Raw genomic sequence first — 17,374 nt, 5'->3', positions numbered from 1 at the left:
CAAAATCTATAACATGTTTCAGTTCGCTGTGAGGACGAGTCCGCTGGTCGGGACGCCGGTTCCCGCGGTCACCAGAACGTTGTTCACCTCATCGACCTGGTTGACCGCCGTTCCCCGGATCTGGCGGACCGCCTCGGCGATGCCGTTCATCCCGTGGATGTAGGCCTCCCCCAGCTGACCGCCGTGGGTGTTCAGCGGCAGCCGCCCGCCGTGCTCGATGGCGCCGTCGGCGATGAAGTCCTTGGCCTCACCCCGGCCGCAGAACCCGAGCTCTTCGAGCTGGACCAGCACGAACGGCGTGAAGTGGTCGTAGAGGATGCCGACCTGCACGTCCTGCGGACCGATCCCGGACTGCTCCCACAGCTGCCGCGCCACCAGGCCCATCTCCGGCAGACCGGTGATGTCGTCGCGGTAGTAGCTGGTCATGGTGAACTGGTCCGGCCCGCTGCCCTGCGCCGCTCCCGCCACGACCGCGGGCGGGTGGGCCAGGTCGCGAGCGCGGTCCAGGCTGGTCACCACCAGCGCGACCCCGCCGTCGCTCTCCTGGCAGCAGTCCAGCAGCCGCAGCGGCTCGGTGATCCACCGCGAGTTCTGGTGGTCCTCCAAGGTGATCGGGCGCTCGTAGAACCAGGCGTTCGGGTTGGTGGCGGCGTGCTTGCGGTCGGCGACCGCGATGCGGCCGAAGTCCTCGCTGGTCACGCCGTAGGAGTGCATGTAGCGGCGGGCGAACATGGCCACCTGCGCGCCCGGAGTGCCCAGGCCCATCGGGTAGGACCAGCTGTTGTCCACTCCCGTGGAGGTCGCCTGCCCGGACAGCCCGGCGTTGAACTGGCCGAACCGCTGCCCGGAGCGCTCGTTGAACGCGCGGTAGCAGACCACGACCTCGGCCATCCCGGTCGCCACCGCCATCGCCGCCTGCTGCACCGTGGCGCAGGCCGCGCCGCCGCCGTAGTGGATGCGGCTGAAGTAGCTCAGGTTCGGGATGCCGACCTCGCGGGCCACCGCGACCTCGGTGTTGGTGTCCATCGTGAAGGTCACCAGACCATCCACATCGGACGGTTCGATCCCGGCGTCGGCCAGCGCACCGCGCACGCACTCGGCGGCCAGCTGCAGCTCGCTGCGCCCGGAGTCCTTGGAGAACTCGGTCGCGCCGATGCCGGCGATGGCGGTCTTTCCTGAGGTCATCGGGCCACCTCCGGGAGTTCCAGCCGCACCCGGCCGGTGACATGGGTGCCGAGCTGGTTGCGCCCCAGCACCTCGACCACGAACACGCTGTCGCCGCGTTCCAGCACCTGCCCGTGCATGGTGAGCGCGTCGTAGGCGTAGCAGGGCACGCCGAGCTTGATCGACACCCCGCGCACCAGCGCCTCCGGTCCGGCCCAGTCGGTGACGTAGCGCTGCACCAGACCGGTGGTCGTGAGGATGTTGAGGAAGATGTCCTTCGAACCCTTGGCCTGCGCCAGGTCCCGGTCGTGGTGCACGTCCTGGAAGTCGCGGGTGGCGATGGCCGTGCTGACGATGAAGGTGGGAGTCGCGTCGATGCGTTCCTCCGGCAGCGCGTCGCCGATCGCGACCTCGCCTGCCGTGCGTGTGCGCGCCAGTGTCATGCTGTCTCCAGTGTTCTGCGGGACACCCGCACCCGGTCGGACGAATGAGCACGCGAAGCGGAAGTGTCGCTCATGCGTCCTCCGAAGGTTTCCAGTACGGCAAGGTGAGTTCGTCGTCGATCCGCTGGTAGGCGACCTGCACGCGCTGTCCGATGGTCACCTCGTCGGGCTCGACGTCGTGCAGTTCGCCGAGGATCCGCACGCCCTCGTCGAGCTCGACCAGCGCGATCACCAGGGGCAGCTTCTTGCCCGGGATCGCCGGCCGGTGGTGCACGACGTAGCTGTAGACCTCGCCGAGCCCGCCGGACACCAGGTGCGTGCGCTTGGTGGCGCCGCACTCCGGGCACATCGGTCCCGGCGGGTGGCGCAGCAGCCCGCACCCGCCGCAGCGCTGGATGCGCAGCTCTCCGGCGGCGGTGCCCTCCCAGAAGTAAGCGGTGTCGCGGTTGATCGCGGGCCGGATGACCTCGGTCGGCGGCTCCGGTTCCGGCGCTGCCTCAGCGCTGGCGGCTTCGGCCGGCTTGAACTTCAGGACCCGGAACATCATCTCGGCCACCGGCTCGTCACCGACGTACCAGGTGTTGCGGGTGGTGACGAACCAGCCCTCGCCGAGCCCGGTCGTCTTCGGCCCGACCACCGAGTCGAGCTTGGTGGTGACCGTGACGTGCTCACCGTGCCTGAGGTAGCGGTGGTAGGTCTGGTCGCAGTTGGTCGCGACGACCGAGGTGTACCCGGCCTCGTCGAGCTCGCCCATCATGGCGTAGAGCGGGTCGTCGGGGTCGCGCTGCGGGTTGAGCCCGCCCATCGTCCACACCTGCGCCATCGCCGGCGGCGCCACGAGTCCACCGTGGACGGACTCGGCCGCGGCCTCCGCCGAGGTGTAGACGGGGTTGGCGTCGCCCATCGCCTCGACCCAGTTGTTGATCATCGGCAGGTTGACCGGATCGCGCGCGGGACGCGGTGCGCTCGAACCGCGCTCGGCGATCCGCTTCGCCGCCAAGCGGATCTCGTCGGCCTCGGTGCTGGTCATGACAGTCCCCTCCTCAGCGCGGTACCCGCGGAAGCCCCAGCCCGGCGGTGGCGATCAGTTCTCGCTGCACCTCGCTGACACCGCCTCCGAAGGTCAGCACGATGTTGCGCTTGGCCTGAACGTCCAGCCAGTGCATCAGTTCTGCGGTGTCCTCATCGGACGGATCGCCGTGCCGCCCGACGATCTCCTCCAGCTCCCGGCCGAGCATCTGCACGGCCTCGGAGGAGAACACCTTGGTCGCCGAGGCGTCGGCGACCTCCACCGGACCGAGCGACGCCGAGGCCGCGACCTGCCAGTTGAGCAGTTCGTTGACCCGCTCGAACGCCCGCACCCGCGCGAGAACCCTCCGCACGTCGGGACGGTCGAGCAGATCGCGCTCGCTCGCCCACGCGTGGACGCGCTCGCGCAGCCCGCCGGTGCGACCGGACGGACCGAGCATGACGCGCTCGTGGTTGAGCTGCGTGGTGATCAGTTTCCAGCCCCGGTCCTGCTCCCCCACCAGCATCGACGCCGGGACCCGCACGTCGTTGAAGTAGGTGGCGTTGACGTGGTGCGAGCCGTCGGCGGTGATGATCGGCGTCCAGGAGTAGCCGGGGTCGCTGGTGTCGACGATCAGGATCGAGATGCCCTTGTGCTTGGGCGCCTCGGGATTCGTGCGGCAGGCCAGCCAGACGTAGTCGGCGTCGTGCCCTCCCGTGGTGAAGATCTTCTGCCCGTTGACCACGTACTCGTCGCCGTCTCGCACTGCCGTGGTGCGCAGCGAGGCGAGGTCGGTGCCCGCTTCGGGTTCGGTGTAGCCGATCGCGAAGTGCACGTCACCGGCGAGGATCTTGGGCAGGAAGAAGGACTTCTGCTCCTCGGTGCCGTAGGCCTGCAAGGTCGGCCCCACGGTCTGCAGCGTCACCGACGGCAGCTGCACGTCGGCGCGGGAGGCCTCGTTGGCGAAGATGTACTGCTCGACGTCCCCGAAGCCGCGCCCGCCGTACTCCTCGGGCCATCCCACGCTCAGCCAGCCGTCGCGGCCCATCCGGCGCACCACCGCGCGGTGCGCCTCGTCGTGCCGGTCCACGGCGAGGGCCGCGCGCTCCTCGTCGGTGACGAGGTTGCTGAAGTACTCCCGCAGTTCGGCCTGCAGCTCCCGCTGCTCCTCGGTGAGTTCGATGAACACGGCTTCTCCTCAGGCGTGTCGGGCGAGGACGTCGACGCGGTGCGCGGCGCCGCCTGCGAGCCGCGCCAGATCCTTGACCTGCGAGTAGTAGCGGTGCATCGGGTAGGTGATGTCCACGCCGAGTCCGCCGTGCAGGTGGTGGCAGGTGTGCATCGCCGCAGGCGCCTGGTCGGTGAGCCAGAACGCGGCGACGTCGAGGTCCTCCCCCGCCTCGCGCCCGGTGCCCAGCCGCCAGGACGCCGACAGCGCCGCGAGGTGCAGGGTCCGGTTGACCACGTAGACGTCGGCGATCTGCTGCGCGACGGCCTGAAACGCCGCGAGCGGCTTGCCGAACTGGTGACGCGTGCGCAGGTGCTCGGCGGTGAGCTCCAGCGCTCCCGCCACGGCGCCGTCGCCGAGCGCGCACATGCCGGCCAGCGCGCAGTCGTGCACGTCCTGGAGGACCGATTCGCCTGGTGCGCCGAGGATTTCGCCGTCGACGCCGTCGAGGTCGACGACCCATTCGGTGCCGACCGAGGACTTCACCGAGTGCAGCGTGACGCCGTCGGCGTGCGGATCGACCAGCACGATCGCGGGGCCGTGCTCGGTGCTCGCCGACACCAGCAACCGGTGCGCGCTGTCGGCGTGCAGGACACCGGTCTTGCGCCCGGTGACGCGCGTTCCCTCCGCCGTGGTGCGGGGTTTCGCGGGCAGCGGGTCGGAGACCTCGTTGAGCGCCGCGCTGAACACCCGTCCGGGTTCGGTGAGCAGCCGCTCCTGCTGAGCCTGCTCGGCGTGCCTGGCGATGGGCAGGACGCCGAGGGCGAGGGTCGCCAGCGCCGGAACGCCGACCCCGGCCTTGCCGACCTCGGCGAGCACCAGACCGACCTCCAGCGGGCCGAGCCCGGCACCGCCGAGGCGCTCGGGCACGGGCAGCGACAGCAGGCCGGACTCGCCGAGCGCCTTCCACACCGACTCGTCGAAACCGATTCCAGTTGAGGCGGCGGCCCGCTCGGTCTCCCGTGCCAGAACTTCGGCCGCCAGATCCCGCACTGCCTGCTGCGTCTCTCCGAGCGTGAACTCCATCCCGCCCCCTAGACCAACCCTGGCCACGTTGTGAAACTTGTTCTACTTCTACCGCCTGAGCAAGCTCCGGCGCAAGCCTCGGCACGCACGAGCGAGCCGACCGCGGGAGCGATCAGCGAGGCAGTCCGAGGATTCGCTCGGCGACCACGTTGAGCAGGATCTGGGTCGTGCCACCGGCGATCGACAGGGCGCGGGTCAGCAACACCTCGTGCACCGGCTCGGCCTCCATCACCAGCGCCTCGGTGCCGAGCATCTCGACCCCGAGCTCGGCCACGTTCTGGCGGTGCCACACGCCCAGCAGCTTCTCGACGCTGGACTCCGCGCCCGGTCCCCGCCCGTGCAGGCTGCGCAGCGTCGCCCGCAGGCGCAGCAGCGAACCGGCCAGGCCGTCCACCACCGCACCGCCGAGGCGTTCGCGCAGCGACGGGTCGGCGTCCCCGGAGGCGGCCAGCAGCCGTTCGACCTCCTGGCCGAGGCTCGACCCGCCGCCGAGCGCGACGCGTTCGTTGGCCAGCGTGGTGCGCGCGAGCTTCCAGCCCTGACCCGGTTCGGCGACCAGGCACTCGTCGGGGACGAAGACGTCGTCGAGGAACACCTCGTTGAACCGCTCCACGCCGGTGATCTCCCGCAGCGGCCGGACGGTGATGCCCTCCGAGGCCATGTCGACCAGGAAGTAGCTGATACCGCGGTGCTTCGGCGCGTCCGGATCTGTGCGGGCCAGGCAGATGCCCCAGTCGGCTTCCTGCGCGAGGGAGGTCCACACCTTCTGGCCGGTCAGCTTCCAGCCGCCGTCGACGCGTTCGGCCTTGGTGCGCAGCCCGGCGAGGTCGGAACCCGCTCCCGGCTCGGAGAACAGCTGGCACCAGGTGATCTCGCCGCGCAGCGTCTGCCAGACGAACCGCTCGCGCTGGGCGTCGGTGCCGTGCTCGACGATCGTCGGCACCGCCCAGTTGCCCACCACCATGTCGGGGCGTCGCACGCCCGCCCGGTCCAGCTCCTCGTCGATGAGCAGCTGCTCGTGGGGACCGGCTCCGCAGCCGTAGGGCTGGGGCCAGTGCGGGGCGAGGTAGCCCGTCTCGGCGAGCCGCTCCCGCTGCCGCTGCGGGGAGAGCGCCGCGATCTCCTCGACCGCGCCGCGGATCTCACCGCGCCGTTCCTCGGGGAGCTCGGCGGACAGGCTCAGCCTCCGCCGCACGCCGGAGGCCGACAGCTCGGCGACGCGACGGCGCCAACCCGCCGAACCACCGACGGTCTGGCGCAGCGCCAGCGCGCGGCGGAGGTAGAGGTGGGCGTCGTGCTCCCAGGTGAACCCGATGCCGCCGAGCACCTGGATGCAGTCCTTGGCGACCTCCACCGCGGCGTCGAAGACGGCGGCTCCGGCCGCGGCGGCGGCCAGCGGGTGCTCCTCCGGGGCGTCCTCGGCGGCTCGGGCGGCGTCCCAGGCCAGGGCGGTGGCCTTCTCCACCTCGCACAGCATGCGCGCGCAGAGGTGCTTGACGGCCTGGAACGAGCCGATGACCTGCCCGAACTGCTCGCGGGTGCCCGCGTGCTCGACGGCGGTGCGCAGGCACCAGCCGGCGATCCCGACGGCCTCGGCGGCCGCGAGCGTGACCGCGAGATCGCGCACGTCCCGTTCACCGACGACGTGGGTGGCCGGGATCGTGACGTCGCGCAGCACGACCTCCGCGACCGGGCGGGACACGTCCAGCGACGGGCGCGCTCGCAGCTCCGCCCGCTCGGCCTCGACCAGGAACCACACGTCCCGGTCGTCCACCCGGGCGCACAGCAGCAGGTGCGTCACGCCGGTGGCGCCCGCGACGGCCGCGACGCGACCGGAAACCACCAGCCCGCCACCGGTTTCGGCACCGACGAGCTCACCGGGCTCCAGCGCGACCGCCGCAGTGGCCCGGCCCTCGGCGAAGTCGGCCTCGCCGAGCAGCGCGACGGTCACGGCGGTGGACCAGACAGGGCCGGGCACCAGCGCGTCGGCGGCCTGCTCCAGTCCGGAGGCGAGGTCGGTCAGCGTGCCGAGACCTTCGGTGATCAACGAGAACACGCCGATCTCGGTCAGGCCGGTCCAGGTCTCCTGCTCGTGCCAGACCGGGGCGTCGGCGTTCTCCAGCTTGCGCACCGGATCGGTGCCCAACCCCTCGGCCCACGACCGGATGGACTCCTGCAGGGCCCGCTGCTCCTCGGTGATCGCGATCGGCACTACGCCTCCTCGTCCGCGCCCGCACTGCGAGAATTAGAACATGTTCTAACAAGCTAGCGGGTGGACCGGGTACGCTGCAATGCGCATCAGTACCGATTCGAAAGAGGCACCACGTGACGCAGGGATCGACCACCGACCGCGAGCACCACCCGTCGATGCCTGCGGAACTGCTCGACCTCGCCGAGCAGGCGACCGGGTTCATGCCCACCGACGAGGGACTGGCGCTGCACGAGACCGCCACGACCTACCTCGGCACCGGGGTCGGCGTCGAAATCGGCACCTACTGCGGGAAGTCCACGATCTTCCTGGGCGCCGCCGCGCGGCGCACCGGCGGCCGGATCGTCACCGTCGACCACCACCGCGGCTCCGAGGAGCACCAGCCCGGCTGGGAGTACCACGACCCGGACCTGGTGGACCCCACCATCGGCAAGCTCGACACCCTCGGCGAGTTCCGCCGCACCATCGCGCGGGCGCGCCTGGAGGACGAGGTCACCGCCGTCGTCGGCCGCTCCGGCGCGATCGCCGAGTTCTGGCGCACGCCGCTGAGGCTGCTGTTCATCGACGGCGGGCACACCGAGGAAGCCGCCATCACCGACTACGAGGGCTGGTCCCACTGGCTCGTCCCGGGCGGCGCGCTGGTCATCCACGACGTCTTCCCGAACCCGGAGGACGGCGGCCAGGCCCCGTACAACATCTACCGCCGGGCCCTGGCCACCGGAGCCTTCACCGAAACCCGGGTCACCGGCTCGATGCGCGTCCTCGAACGCACCGCGGGCGAACCCGGCTCCCTGCCCTGACCCCGACCCACCCGTTCCAATTTCGCGCGAAGTTCGAGCTCCGAGCCTCACGCTCGAACTTCGCGCGAAATTCGAGCCACACCTCCTGACCAGGCACTACACGCCCGAGCGCGGGGGAGGATTCGAATTTCGCGCGAAATTGTGAGGGTGTTCGGACGGGTCGAATTTCGCGCGAAATTGGAAAAACCCCACTCGACCAGGTGGTTTTCGCCGGTCGGGTGGGGTGTCTCCGCGTCAGCGGGTGCGTTCGTACTCGCAGCAGGCGGCGTTCTCGACCGGGAGTCCGGTGGGGAGTTCTTCGCCTCGGAAGATGCCGTTGCCCAGGCTGGTTCGGGTCAGGGCGTCCGCAGCGAGGATGACCGCCGCGGCGGTCCAGGAGGACTGCTCCTCCGGCCAGCGCTTCTGATCCGCGAAGACGTAGCCCGTCCAGTAGGAACCGTCGGGGTCCCGCAGGTGCTGCATCGCGGCCAGCTGCTGCACGGCTCGGTCGTGCTCGCCCAAGGCGTCCAGGGCCAGCACGAGCTCGCAGGTCTCGGCGCCGGTGACCCACGGGTGGTCGTCGACGCAGCGAATGCCCAGGTCCGCCACGACGAAGTCGTCCCAGCGCTCGTCGATGCGCCGCAGCCCGGCCTCACCCCGGACGGCACCGCCGAGGATCGGGTAGTACCAGTCCATCGAGTACCGGGTCTTCGGCGTGAACGCCTCCGGATGCCTGCGCAGCGCGTGCCCGAGGCGGCCGACGGCCACCTCCCAGCTCGGCTGCGGCACGCCGACGCGGTCGGCCAGCGCCAGCGCGCACCGCAGGCTCTGGTGGATGCTGGAGCTGCCCGACAGCAGCGCCTCACCGGTCGGACCGGCTTCACCGATGCCCCAGTCGATCTCACCGCGCCGGTGCTGCGCGGTGAGCACGAAGTCGATGGCGTCGCGCACCATCGGCCACATCCGCTCGGCGAACTCCTCGTCGCCGGTGATCAGCACGTGGTGCCAGACGCCCACCGCCGGGTAGGCGCAGTAGTTGGTGTCGGCGCCGGCGTCCTCGACCACGCCGTCGCGCACCTGAAGGGGCCACGAGCCGTCGGAGCGCTGGGTGGCGCGCAGCCACTCGTACGCCCGCTCCGCCTCCACGAGCTGCCCGATCACCGACAGCGCCATCGCGCACTCCACGTGGTCCCACGGGTCGGTGTGACCACCCGGGAACCACGGGATCTCCCCCGAGGGGAGCTGAACGGACGCGATGGCCTTGCCGGTCTGGACGAGCGCCTCCGCGGAGACGACGCCCGGCAGCTCAGGCGCCGGCACGAGGTTTGCCCAGGTAGATCGCGATGCTCTTGCCCGCGACCGGGTTGAGCAGCTGCTCCGCGGTCCGCGAGATCCACGGCGCCTTCATCATGTCCCACACCAGGAACGCGTGGTACGCCTTGGCCAGCGGGTGATCGTTGTTGTCGGTGCCCACCGCGCACTTGATCCACCAGTACGGCGAGTGCAGCGCGTGCGCGTAGTCGCGGAAGGCGTAGCGCAGCCCGGCGTCGGTGAGCTTGCCGATCAGCTCGTCGGCGGAGTAGATCCGCACGTGGCCGCCCTCGACCTGGTGGTACTCGTCGGACAGCGCCCAGCAGATCCGCTCCGGCCAGGCGCGCGGGACGGTGACCACGACGCGTCCGCCCGGCTTGACCACGCGGACGAGCTCGCGCATCGCCTTCTCGTCCTCGGGGATGTGCTCCATGATCTCCGAGGCGATGACGACGTCGAACTCGCCGTCGGCGAACGGCAGGGCCAGCGCGTCACCGGAGACCGTCTGGGCCTTGGCGCCCTCGGGCACCTCGCCCTCGTCCTTCATCGCGGCGAACATCGCGGCGACGTTCTCCAGCTCTTCGACGTCCTGGTCGAAGGCGGTGATGTCGGTGCCGCGCCGGTACAGCTCGAAGGCGTGCCGGCCACCGCCGCAACCCAGGTCCAGCACCCGCTGTCCCGGCCGCACACCGAGCCTGTCGAAGTCCACCGTCAGCAACGCGTTGCTCCCTTCCCACCGCGCGGGCTGCGCGAGATCGCTTCGGCGTAGCAGTCGACGGTCGCCGCTGCCACGGATTTCCAGCTGTAGCGGGCCAGCACTCGCTCGCGCCCGTTGGCGCCGAGCCGGGCGCGATGCTCCGGCGAGTCCAGCTGCCGGGCCAGCGCCTCGGCCAGCGCTTCGGCGTCGCCCGGCGGCACCAGGTCGGCGCACTCCCCGTCGGGCCCGACGACCTCGGGGATCGCACCGGCGCGGCTGGCGACCAGCGGCGTGCCGCAGGCCATCGCCTCCACGGTCGGCAGCGAGAACCCCTCGTAGAGCGAGGGCACGCTCGCGACCTCGGCGGAACCCAGCAGCTCGGCCAGCTCCTCGTCGCTGATGCCCTTGACGGTGCGCACCACGTCGCCGATGGCCAGCTCCTCGATGCGCTGCTCGGTCGGCCCGCCGGGGGTCAGCTTGCTGACCAGCACCAGCTCGACCTCGCGTTCGGTGCGCAGCTTCGCGACGGCCTCCAGCAGCGTGCCGACGCCCTTCATCGGGGTGTCGGCGCTGGCCATGGCCACGATGCGACCGGGAACGCGCGGCTTGGCCGGGGGCTTGAACACATCGGCGTCCACGCCCAGCGGCACGACGCGCAGCTGCTCGGGGCTGACCCCGAAGTCCTCGCGGATGTCGTCCGCGGAGTTCTGCGACACGGTCAGCAGCTGCGGGATCTGGCGGGCGACGCGGGCCTGCATCCGGGTGAAGCCGTACCAGCGGTGCACGGTGAGCTTGCGCCAGCCCTTGGCAGCGGCGAGGTCGACCCGGCGATCGTGGGTGATCGGGTGGTGGACGGTGGCGACCAGCGGAATCCCGGCGCGCTGCAGGGAGAGCAGACCCGAACCGAGGCACTGGTTGTCGTGCACCACGTCGAACTCGTGCGAGCGGGCCTTGAGCAGCCGCGCCGCGCGCATGCTGAACGTCATCGGTTCGGGGAACCCCGCGGTCCACATGGTGCCGACCTCGAGCAGGTCGATGTGGTCGCGCAGCTCGCGCCAGTGCGGGGTGCGGAACGGGTCGTCGTCGTTGTAGAGGTCGAGGCTGTCCACGGGCGTCAGGTCCACGCCGGGGTCCAGGTCCGGGTAGGGCTGACCGGAGAACACCTCGACGTGATGTCCCAGCTCGGCGAGGCCGCGGCTGAGGTAGCGGACGTAGACACCCTGTCCGCCGCAATGCGGCTTGCTTCGATAGGAAAGCAACGCGATCCGCACGATTCACCTCACACTGCCCGGGGGCCGCGGGCTGGGTAGACTGGAACATGTTTCGGTCGAGGTAACCCGCTTACCTTAACCCGTTGGTAGCCCCGCACGATGAGTCGCGTGGCGACGAACACGCTTCGCCGTCACCTGATGTCCGTCGACTGTTCAAGGAGAGCCCCGCCCATGGAAAGCTCGCAGAACGTGCTGGAAGCGCTCCGGGGCGGCAGCAACACCGGCACCACGGCGCAGGCCGAGCGGCGCAAGCGCATCATCGACGCCACCATCGCGCTGGCCAGCAAGGGCGGTTACGACGCGGTGCAGATGCGCGCGGTCGCCGAGAAGGCCGATGTCGCACTGGGCACCCTGTACCGCTACTTCCCCTCCAAGATTCACCTGTTGGTGGTCGGCTTGGCGCGGGAGTTCGCGCGCGAGCAGGAGAAGATGGACCGCTCGAAGATCCCCGGCGACACGCCCTACGACCGGGTGCTGCACGTGCTCAACCGCACCACCCGCCAGCTCCAGCGCAACCCGGAGCTGACCGAGGCGATGACCAGGGCGTTCATGTTCGCCGACACCTCGGTGGCCAACGAGGTCGACACCGTGGCGCTGCTGATGGAGCAGCTGTTCACCCAGGCCATGACACCCGACGAGCCCACCGAGGAGCAGCGGGCGATCGCGCGGGTCATCGGCGACGTCTGGCTGTCCAACCTGGTCGCGTGGGTGACCCGCCGCGCCTCGGCCACCGACGTGTCCAACCGGCTCGAACTGACCGTGCGGCTACTGCTGGCCTGAGTACTCCACGACATCATCGTTCGCGGTGGCGGTGAGTTCGCCGCGCGTGACCAGGAGGTCGAGGTGCGCGCTCGTCTCGCCGACCGCCAGCACCTGGTTGAACAGGTCGAGGTCGGCGAAGTCCTTGTCGCGCCGCGTCCAGCCGAGCTTGAGGGCCGCCTCGTAGGCGGTTCCCGCGCCGTCGCGGACGACCTCGGCCGTCTGCTGCAGGCGCTCGTCGTGATGGCGCAGCAGCTCGTCGATGCGCTGGTGGGAGCTGCCGCCGACGGGCCCGTGCGCGGGCAGCAACCGCAGGTCCGGGTAGGTCTGCATGAGCCGCAGCGAGTCCAGGAAGTCGCCGAGCGGCAGTTCCGGGCGCGCCGATTCGACGCCGATCGAGGGCGTGATGTGCGGCAGGATGTGGTCGCCGGAGAACAGCGTCGAGGAGTCGGCGTCGAGGAACACCACGTGTCCCCGGGTGTGCCCGGGTGTCGGCACGGCGAGCAGGGTGCGCGACCCCAGCGGAATCTCGACCTTGCCGTGCAGCCACTCGTCCGGCTGCTCGTAGGGGTTCTCCCCCTTGCGCTCCGGCGGTGCGCCGCCGTAGGCCTCCGCGAGCTTGCCGAGCAGCTCCTGCGCACCCCAGCGCTGCAGCCGCCGCATCTCGGCGAGTTCGGTGCCGCCTCGGAGGATCGCGTCCATCGTGGGCTGCTCACCGGCGCCGAGGCTGATCTTGGAGCCGAAGGTGCGGCGCAGCTGCACCGCGAGCGTGTAGTGGTCGCGGTGCACGTGGGTCACCAGGAACCGCTGCACGTCGGCGAAGTCGTAGCCGATCTCGCCGAGACCCTTCTCCAGCTGGGTGCGTGCTTCTTCCAGCGCCCAGCCGGAGTCGATGAGCACCAGCCCGTCGGAGTCCTCGATGGCGTAGACGTTGACCGCCCGGAGTCCGTCGTTGGGCAGCGGCAGCGGAATCCGGTGCACGCCGGGCCCGACCTGTTCCACGCCGGGCTCGATCCACGCGTGCCGATCGCTCACCGCTGTCCTCCGAGTTTTGACGAACTTCTTCAAAGAGATGTACCACTCCGCTTCCTCAGGTGCCGTAGACGGGGTCGGGAACGGGGGCCTTGGCGAGCAGTTCCGCCACCACGGGGCCGAGTTCGCCGGCGTCCCAGCGTCGGCCCGCATCGCGCGACGGTCCTCGGGTCCAGCCGGTTCCGACGGTGATGTCGCCACCGGCGACCTCGAAGACCCGGCCGGTGACCTCGGCGGAGTCGGCGCTGCCGAGCCAGGCCACCAGCGGTGAGACGTTTTCCGGCGCCATGTCGTCGAATCCCTGGTCCGGCTGGGCCATCATGTCGGCGAAGACGGTCTCGGTCATGCGGGTGCGCGCCGACGGTGCGATGGCGTTGACGGTGACGCCGTAGCGGGAGAGTTCGGCGGCGGTGTTGAGGGTGAGCGCGATGATCCCGGCCTTGGCCGCGGCGTAGTTGGTCTGGCCGATGCTGCCGAGCAGGCCCGCGCCCGAGGTGGTGTTGATGATCCGCGCCTGCACCACCTCGCCCGCCTTGGCGCGGTCGCGCCAGTGCTGCGCGGCGTGCCGCATGGTGGCGGCGTGGCCCTTGAGGTGGACGCGGATGACCTGGTCCCACTCGTCCTCGGCGATGTTGACGAACATCCGGTCGCGCACGAACCCGGCGTTGTTGACCAGCACGTCCAACCGCCCGAACCGCTCGACGGCGAACTCCACGAGCTCCCGCGCCTGACCCCAGTCCGCGACGTCGGCCCCGTGCACCTCGGCCTCACCGCCGAGGGCCCGGATCTCGTCGGCGACCTCCGCGGCCGCGGACCCGTCACCCCCGCTGCCGTCCAACTGCACCCCGATGTCGTTCACGACGACCTTCGCCCCCTGCCGCGCGAACTCCACGGCGTGCGCCCGGCCGAGTCCGCGCGCACCCCCGGTCACGATGACGACCCTGTCCTCACAGATCACGTTCGTCCTCCTAAAAGTCGTTGCCGGCACCCAACACCGGCGTCTGCCAACCCACCCCACCCCGGATTTCAGTGGAAATCAGGACCCGGGTTTCCACTGAAACCAGGACCCGGGTTTCCACTGAAATCCGGAACCCCGCCCCTGTCCCGAACTTCCACTGAAATCCGGAACCCCGCCCCTGTCCCGAACTTCCACTGAAATCCGGAACCCCGCCCCTGTCCCGAACTTCCACTGAAATCGGGGGGTCCGTGGGGAGGGTGCCGGGCTCGGGGTTGTTGTGGTCAGGAGCGGATTGCGTTGAGGTAGGCCGTTCGTTCGCCTCCACCGTCGACGGTGAGCGTCGAACCGGTGACGTACGAGGCCAGCGGTGAAGCCAGGAAGAGGCAGGCGTTGCCGACGTCGGACGGCTCGGCCAGGCGTCCCATGGGGACGATCGAGCTCAGGTCCGCCTCGCCGTAGTGGTCGGCCTGGTCCTCCGAGCGGACCAGGCCCACGACCACGCCGTTGACGCGCACGTCGGGTGCGAGTTCCTGGGCGAGCGTGCCGGTGAGGTTGTCCAGACCCGCCTTGGCGGCTCCGTAGGCCGCGGTGCCGGGTGAGGGACGACGACCGGAGACGCTGCTGATGTTGATGACCGAGCCCCCGGACTCCACGAGCGCGTCCCGCGCGTGCTGAGCGAGCAGCAGCGGCGCGATCAGGTTCAGCTCGACCACCTTGCGGTGCAACCGGATCGACGTGCCGGCGGTGTCGGCGACCGGAGTGCCACCCGCGTTGTTGACCAGCACGTCCAGCCGCCCGGAGCGCTGCCGGATGTTGCCGATCAGCTCGGCGACCTGCTCGCTCTCCCGGACGTCGACCTGCGCGAAGTGTGCGGTGGCCGAACCGTGCGAGGGCAGCTCGTCGACGGGTGTGCGGGCGCAGACGTGGACCTCCGCCCCGGCGCGCAGGAACGTCTCGGCGATGCCCGCGCCGAGGCCCCGCGTTCCCCCCGTCACCAGCACGACCCGGCCGGTGAGGTCGATCTCGATGCCCATCCGCCGCTCCCTGCGTTCTCGCCCCTGGCGGGGTGTCCTGCGGTGTTGCTACGGTAACAAGCCAACCAAACAAGTGCTAGGTTTGGCAGGTGGCATGGGCACGCAAATCGAACGGCGGGACAGCGGAATCGTCGTCCTCACCGTCGACCACCCACCGGTGAACGCACTGCCGGTCAAGGGCTGGTTCGACCTCGCCGAGGCGCTGCGCGACAGCGGTGCCGATCCGCAGACCCGGGTCGTGGTGCTGCGCGCCGAGGGACGCGGCTTCAACGCGGGTGTGGACATCAAGGAACTGGCCGCCGACCCCGGCCACGACAAGCTCGTCGCCGTCAACAACGGCTGCTACGAGGCGTTCAAGGCCGTCTACGAGTGCCCGGTGCCGGTGATCAGCGCGGTGCAGGGGTTCTGCGTGGGCGGCGGCATCGGCCTGGTCGGCAACTCCGACGTGATCGTCGCCAGCGACGACGCGACCTTCGGCCTGCCGGAGGTGGACAGAGGAGCCCTCGGCGCTGCCACGCACCTGTCCCGCCTGGTGCCGCAGCACATGATGCGCGCCATGTTCTACACCGGGAAGACGGCCACCGCGCAGCAGCTGGCCGAGTTCGGTTCGGTGCACGCGGTCGTCGGGCGCGAAGGACTCCTGGACGCCGCGCTGGAGGTGGCCGCCGACATCGCGGCCAAGAACCCGCTGGTGATCCGCAAGGCCAAGGCCGCGCTCAACGGCATCGACCCGGTGGACGTCAACCGCAGCTACCGGTTCGAGCAGGGCTTCACCTTCGAGCTCAACCTCACCGGGGTGTCGGACGAGATCCGCGCCGAGTTCGGCCGCGAGAAGGAGGCGTAGGTGCAGGACAAGCAGCTGACCGTCGACGAGGTGGTCTCCCACCTGCGCGACGGCATGACGATCGGCATCGGCGGCTGGGGTTCCCGGCGCAAGCCGATGGCGCTGGTGCGCGCGATCCTGCGCTCCGACCTCAAGGACCTGACGCTGGTGTCCTACGGCGGTCCGGACGTCGGATTGCTGTGCGCCGCAGGCAAACTCCGCGAGGTCGTCTACGGTTTCGTGTCGCTGGACTCGATCCCGCTCGACCCGCACTTCCGGGCGGCCCGCCAGCGCGGCGAGCTCGACGTGGCCGAGTACGACGAGGGCATGGTGCTGGCGGGACTCCGCGCGGCCGCGGCACGACTGCCGTTCCTGCCCACGCGCGCCGGGCTCGGTTCCGACGTGATGGCGCTGAACCCGGAGCTGCGCACCGTGCGCTCCCCCTACGCCGACGACGAGGAACTGGTCGCGATGCCGGCGCTGAACCTCGACGTCGCGCTGGTGCACATGAACCGCGCCGACCGCTACGGCAACGGCCAGTACCTCGGCCCCGACCCGTACTTCGACGACCTGATGTGCGCGGCGGCCGAGACCAGCTTCCTCAGCTGCGAGCGGATCGTGGCGACCGAGGAGCTCACCGAGACCGCTCCCCCGCAGTCGCTGCTGATCAACCGGCTCCACCCGCAGGGCGTGGTGGAAACGCCCCACGGCGCGCACTTCACCAGCTGCGTGCCCGACTACGGCCGCGACGAGGCGTTCCAGCGGCACTACGTCGCCAGCGCGAAACCCGGCCAGTGGGAGGCGTTCCGCGCGGAGTTCCTCGACGGGGACGAGGCGGACTACCAGGCGGCGGTCGAGAAGTTCCACGCGAGCGCGGAGGTGCCGGCATGACGATCAGCAGAGCCGAGGTCTGCGCGGTGGCCTGCGCCGACAGCTTCGCCGACGCGGGGTCGGCCATCGCCTCGCCGTTCGGCACCATCCCCTCGATCGGCGCCCGGCTGGCCCGGTTGACCAGCGCCCCCGACCTGCTGCTGTCCGACGGCGAGGCGATGCTGATCGCCGAAACCCCGCCGCTGGGCGAGGAATCCACCGCCACCGTGGAGGGCTGGCTGCCCTACGGCAAGGTCCTGGACCTGCTGGCCGGCGGGAAGCGCCGGGTGATGATGGGCGCCTCGCAGGTGGACCGGTTCGGCAACCAGAACATCTCCCGCATCGGCGACTGGGCGCAGCCCAAGGTGCAGCTGATCGGGGTGCGCGGGGCGCCGGGCAACTCGGTCAACCACACCACGAACTACTGGATCCCCCAGCACAGCACCAAGATCTTCGTCGAATCCGTGGACCTGGTGGCCGGTGTCGGGCACGACCGGGCGCGTCAGGTCGGCGCGAAGTACCACGACGTGCAGGTCGTGGTGACCGACCTGGCGGTGCTGGACTTCCAGGGCCCGGACGGCTCGATGCGGCTGCGTTCGGTGCACCCTGGCGTGAGCGTGGACGAGGTGCGGGAGAAGACCGGGTTCGAGCTCGCCGTCGACGAGGTCGCCGAGACCCGCTTGCCGACCGAGGACGAGCTCGCCCTGATCCGCGACCGGATCGATCCGAAGGGGTTGCGGGACAAGGAGGTTCCGGCGTGA

Annotated in this window: 17 protein-coding genes; 5 read left to right on the top strand and 12 right to left on the bottom strand. The window is 70.4% G+C overall.

Annotation, left to right across the window (positions count from 1 at the left end):
- Positions 1 to 18: 18 nt before the first annotated feature.
- From KBO27_RS07125 to KBO27_RS07100, 6 genes are all read right to left on the bottom strand, one after another.
- The gene (locus tag KBO27_RS07125) at positions 19 to 1,185 is read right to left on the bottom strand and encodes a lipid-transfer protein (protein ID WP_210969116.1); all 1,167 of its coding nucleotides are present in this window, start codon (positions 1,183 to 1,185) and stop codon (positions 19 to 21) included.
- Complete coding sequence (locus KBO27_RS07120; RefSeq protein ID WP_210969115.1) at positions 1,182 to 1,607, bottom strand: MaoC family dehydratase; 426 nt, start codon at positions 1,605 to 1,607, stop codon at positions 1,182 to 1,184. The genes KBO27_RS07125 and KBO27_RS07120 overlap by 4 nt, the downstream gene beginning before the upstream one ends.
- Positions 1,608 to 1,677: 70 nt before the next feature.
- A complete protein-coding gene (locus tag KBO27_RS07115) occupies positions 1,678 to 2,637 on the bottom strand; it encodes a bifunctional MaoC family dehydratase N-terminal/OB-fold nucleic acid binding domain-containing protein (protein ID WP_210969114.1) in 960 nt (319 codons plus the stop codon).
- 13 nt (positions 2,638 to 2,650) lie between these two features.
- A complete protein-coding gene (locus KBO27_RS07110) occupies positions 2,651 to 3,805 on the bottom strand; it encodes an acyl-CoA dehydrogenase family protein (RefSeq protein ID WP_210969113.1) in 1,155 nt (384 codons plus the stop codon).
- A gap of 9 nt (positions 3,806 to 3,814) precedes the next feature.
- Positions 3,815 to 4,870 (bottom strand): acyl-CoA dehydrogenase family protein, encoded by a 1,056-nt coding sequence (locus KBO27_RS07105; RefSeq protein ID WP_210969112.1) that lies wholly within the window; start codon positions 4,868 to 4,870, stop codon positions 3,815 to 3,817.
- Positions 4,871 to 4,982: 112 nt separating this feature from the next.
- The gene (locus tag KBO27_RS07100) at positions 4,983 to 7,082 is read right to left on the bottom strand and encodes an acyl-CoA dehydrogenase family protein (protein ID WP_210969111.1); all 2,100 of its coding nucleotides are present in this window, start codon (positions 7,080 to 7,082) and stop codon (positions 4,983 to 4,985) included.
- A 113-nt stretch (positions 7,083 to 7,195) separates the two neighbouring features.
- Here KBO27_RS07100 and KBO27_RS07095 point away from each other — a divergent pair, with 113 nt between their 5' ends.
- The gene (locus KBO27_RS07095; protein WP_307870275.1) at positions 7,196 to 7,879 is read left to right on the top strand and encodes a class I SAM-dependent methyltransferase; all 684 of its coding nucleotides are present in this window, start codon (positions 7,196 to 7,198) and stop codon (positions 7,877 to 7,879) included.
- A 234-nt stretch (positions 7,880 to 8,113) separates the two neighbouring features.
- On the opposite strand, the gene KBO27_RS07090 is transcribed toward KBO27_RS07095, so the two are convergent.
- From KBO27_RS07090 to KBO27_RS07080, 3 genes are read right to left on the bottom strand one after another with little or no spacing between them, the layout of a single operon-like run.
- Positions 8,114 to 9,178: a prenyltransferase gene (locus KBO27_RS07090; protein WP_210969110.1), complete on the bottom strand. Its 1,065-nt coding sequence runs from the start codon at positions 9,176 to 9,178 to the stop codon at positions 8,114 to 8,116.
- Positions 9,165 to 9,878, bottom strand: coding sequence for a methyltransferase domain-containing protein (locus KBO27_RS07085; RefSeq protein WP_307870283.1), 714 nt, complete (start codon positions 9,876 to 9,878; stop codon positions 9,165 to 9,167). Before KBO27_RS07085 ends, KBO27_RS07090 begins: the two co-directional genes overlap by 14 nt.
- Positions 9,879 to 9,880: 2 nt before the next feature.
- A complete protein-coding gene (locus KBO27_RS07080; RefSeq protein ID WP_210969108.1) occupies positions 9,881 to 11,137 on the bottom strand; it encodes a glycosyltransferase family 4 protein in 1,257 nt (418 codons plus the stop codon).
- Positions 11,138 to 11,308: 171 nt separating this feature from the next.
- Between KBO27_RS07080 and kstR the strand changes: the two genes are divergently transcribed.
- A complete protein-coding gene (gene kstR, locus KBO27_RS07075; RefSeq protein ID WP_210969107.1) occupies positions 11,309 to 11,917 on the top strand; it encodes a cholesterol catabolism transcriptional regulator KstR in 609 nt (202 codons plus the stop codon).
- Here the strand turns inward: kstR and KBO27_RS07070 are convergent.
- The 3 genes from KBO27_RS07070 to KBO27_RS07060 all read right to left on the bottom strand — a co-directional run bounded on the left by KBO27_RS07070 (position 11,903) and on the right by KBO27_RS07060 (position 14,920).
- Entirely contained in the window at positions 11,903 to 12,931 is a 1,029-nt protein-coding gene (locus KBO27_RS07070; RefSeq protein ID WP_307870274.1) for an MBL fold metallo-hydrolase, read from the bottom strand. The genes kstR and KBO27_RS07070 overlap by 15 nt on opposite strands.
- Before the next feature lie 55 nt (positions 12,932 to 12,986).
- Complete coding sequence (locus tag KBO27_RS07065; protein WP_210969274.1) at positions 12,987 to 13,883, bottom strand: SDR family oxidoreductase; 897 nt, start codon at positions 13,881 to 13,883, stop codon at positions 12,987 to 12,989.
- Positions 13,884 to 14,167: 284 nt separating this feature from the next.
- Entirely contained in the window at positions 14,168 to 14,920 is a 753-nt protein-coding gene (locus KBO27_RS07060) for an SDR family oxidoreductase (protein WP_210969105.1), read from the bottom strand.
- A 94-nt stretch (positions 14,921 to 15,014) separates the two neighbouring features.
- On the opposite strand from KBO27_RS07060, the gene KBO27_RS07055 reads away from it, so the two are divergent.
- The 3 genes from KBO27_RS07055 to KBO27_RS07045 are packed head-to-tail and all read left to right on the top strand — an operon-like array spanning position 15,015 to position 17,374.
- Positions 15,015 to 15,764 (top strand): enoyl-CoA hydratase family protein, encoded by a 750-nt coding sequence (locus KBO27_RS07055; protein WP_210969104.1) that lies wholly within the window; start codon positions 15,015 to 15,017, stop codon positions 15,762 to 15,764.
- Positions 15,765 to 16,634 (top strand): CoA transferase subunit A, encoded by an 870-nt coding sequence (locus KBO27_RS07050; RefSeq protein WP_210969103.1) that lies wholly within the window; start codon positions 15,765 to 15,767, stop codon positions 16,632 to 16,634.
- Entirely contained in the window at positions 16,631 to 17,374 is a 744-nt protein-coding gene (locus tag KBO27_RS07045; RefSeq protein WP_210969102.1) for a CoA-transferase subunit beta, read from the top strand. The genes KBO27_RS07050 and KBO27_RS07045 overlap by 4 nt, the downstream gene beginning before the upstream one ends.

This window comes from Saccharopolyspora endophytica, assembly GCF_018070075.1.
Classification (GTDB): domain Bacteria; phylum Actinomycetota; class Actinomycetes; order Mycobacteriales; family Pseudonocardiaceae; genus Saccharopolyspora; species Saccharopolyspora endophytica.
This window is presented reverse-complemented; position numbering and strand designations above follow the sequence as displayed.

Excerpts from the sequence above, each read along its gene's own strand:
- KBO27_RS07105 (WP_210969112.1), bottom strand. The coding sequence starts at position 4,870 with ATGGAGTTCACGCTCGGAGAGACGCAGCAGGCAGTGCGGGATCTGGCG.
- KBO27_RS07045 (WP_210969102.1), top strand. The coding sequence starts at position 16,631 with ATGACGATCAGCAGAGCCGAGGTCTGCGCGGTGGCCTGCGCCGACAGC.
- KBO27_RS07115 (WP_210969114.1), bottom strand. The coding sequence starts at position 2,637 with ATGACCAGCACCGAGGCCGACGAGATCCGCTTGGCGGCGAAGCGGATC.
- KBO27_RS07120 (WP_210969115.1), bottom strand. The coding sequence starts at position 1,607 with ATGACACTGGCGCGCACACGCACGGCAGGCGAGGTCGCGATCGGCGAC.
- kstR (WP_210969107.1), top strand. The coding sequence starts at position 11,309 with ATGGAAAGCTCGCAGAACGTGCTGGAAGCGCTCCGGGGCGGCAGCAAC.
- KBO27_RS07125 (WP_210969116.1), bottom strand. The coding sequence starts at position 1,185 with ATGACCTCAGGAAAGACCGCCATCGCCGGCATCGGCGCGACCGAGTTC.
- KBO27_RS07055 (WP_210969104.1), top strand. The coding sequence starts at position 15,015 with ATGGGCACGCAAATCGAACGGCGGGACAGCGGAATCGTCGTCCTCACC.
- KBO27_RS07060 (WP_210969105.1), bottom strand. The coding sequence starts at position 14,920 with ATGGGCATCGAGATCGACCTCACCGGCCGGGTCGTGCTGGTGACGGGG.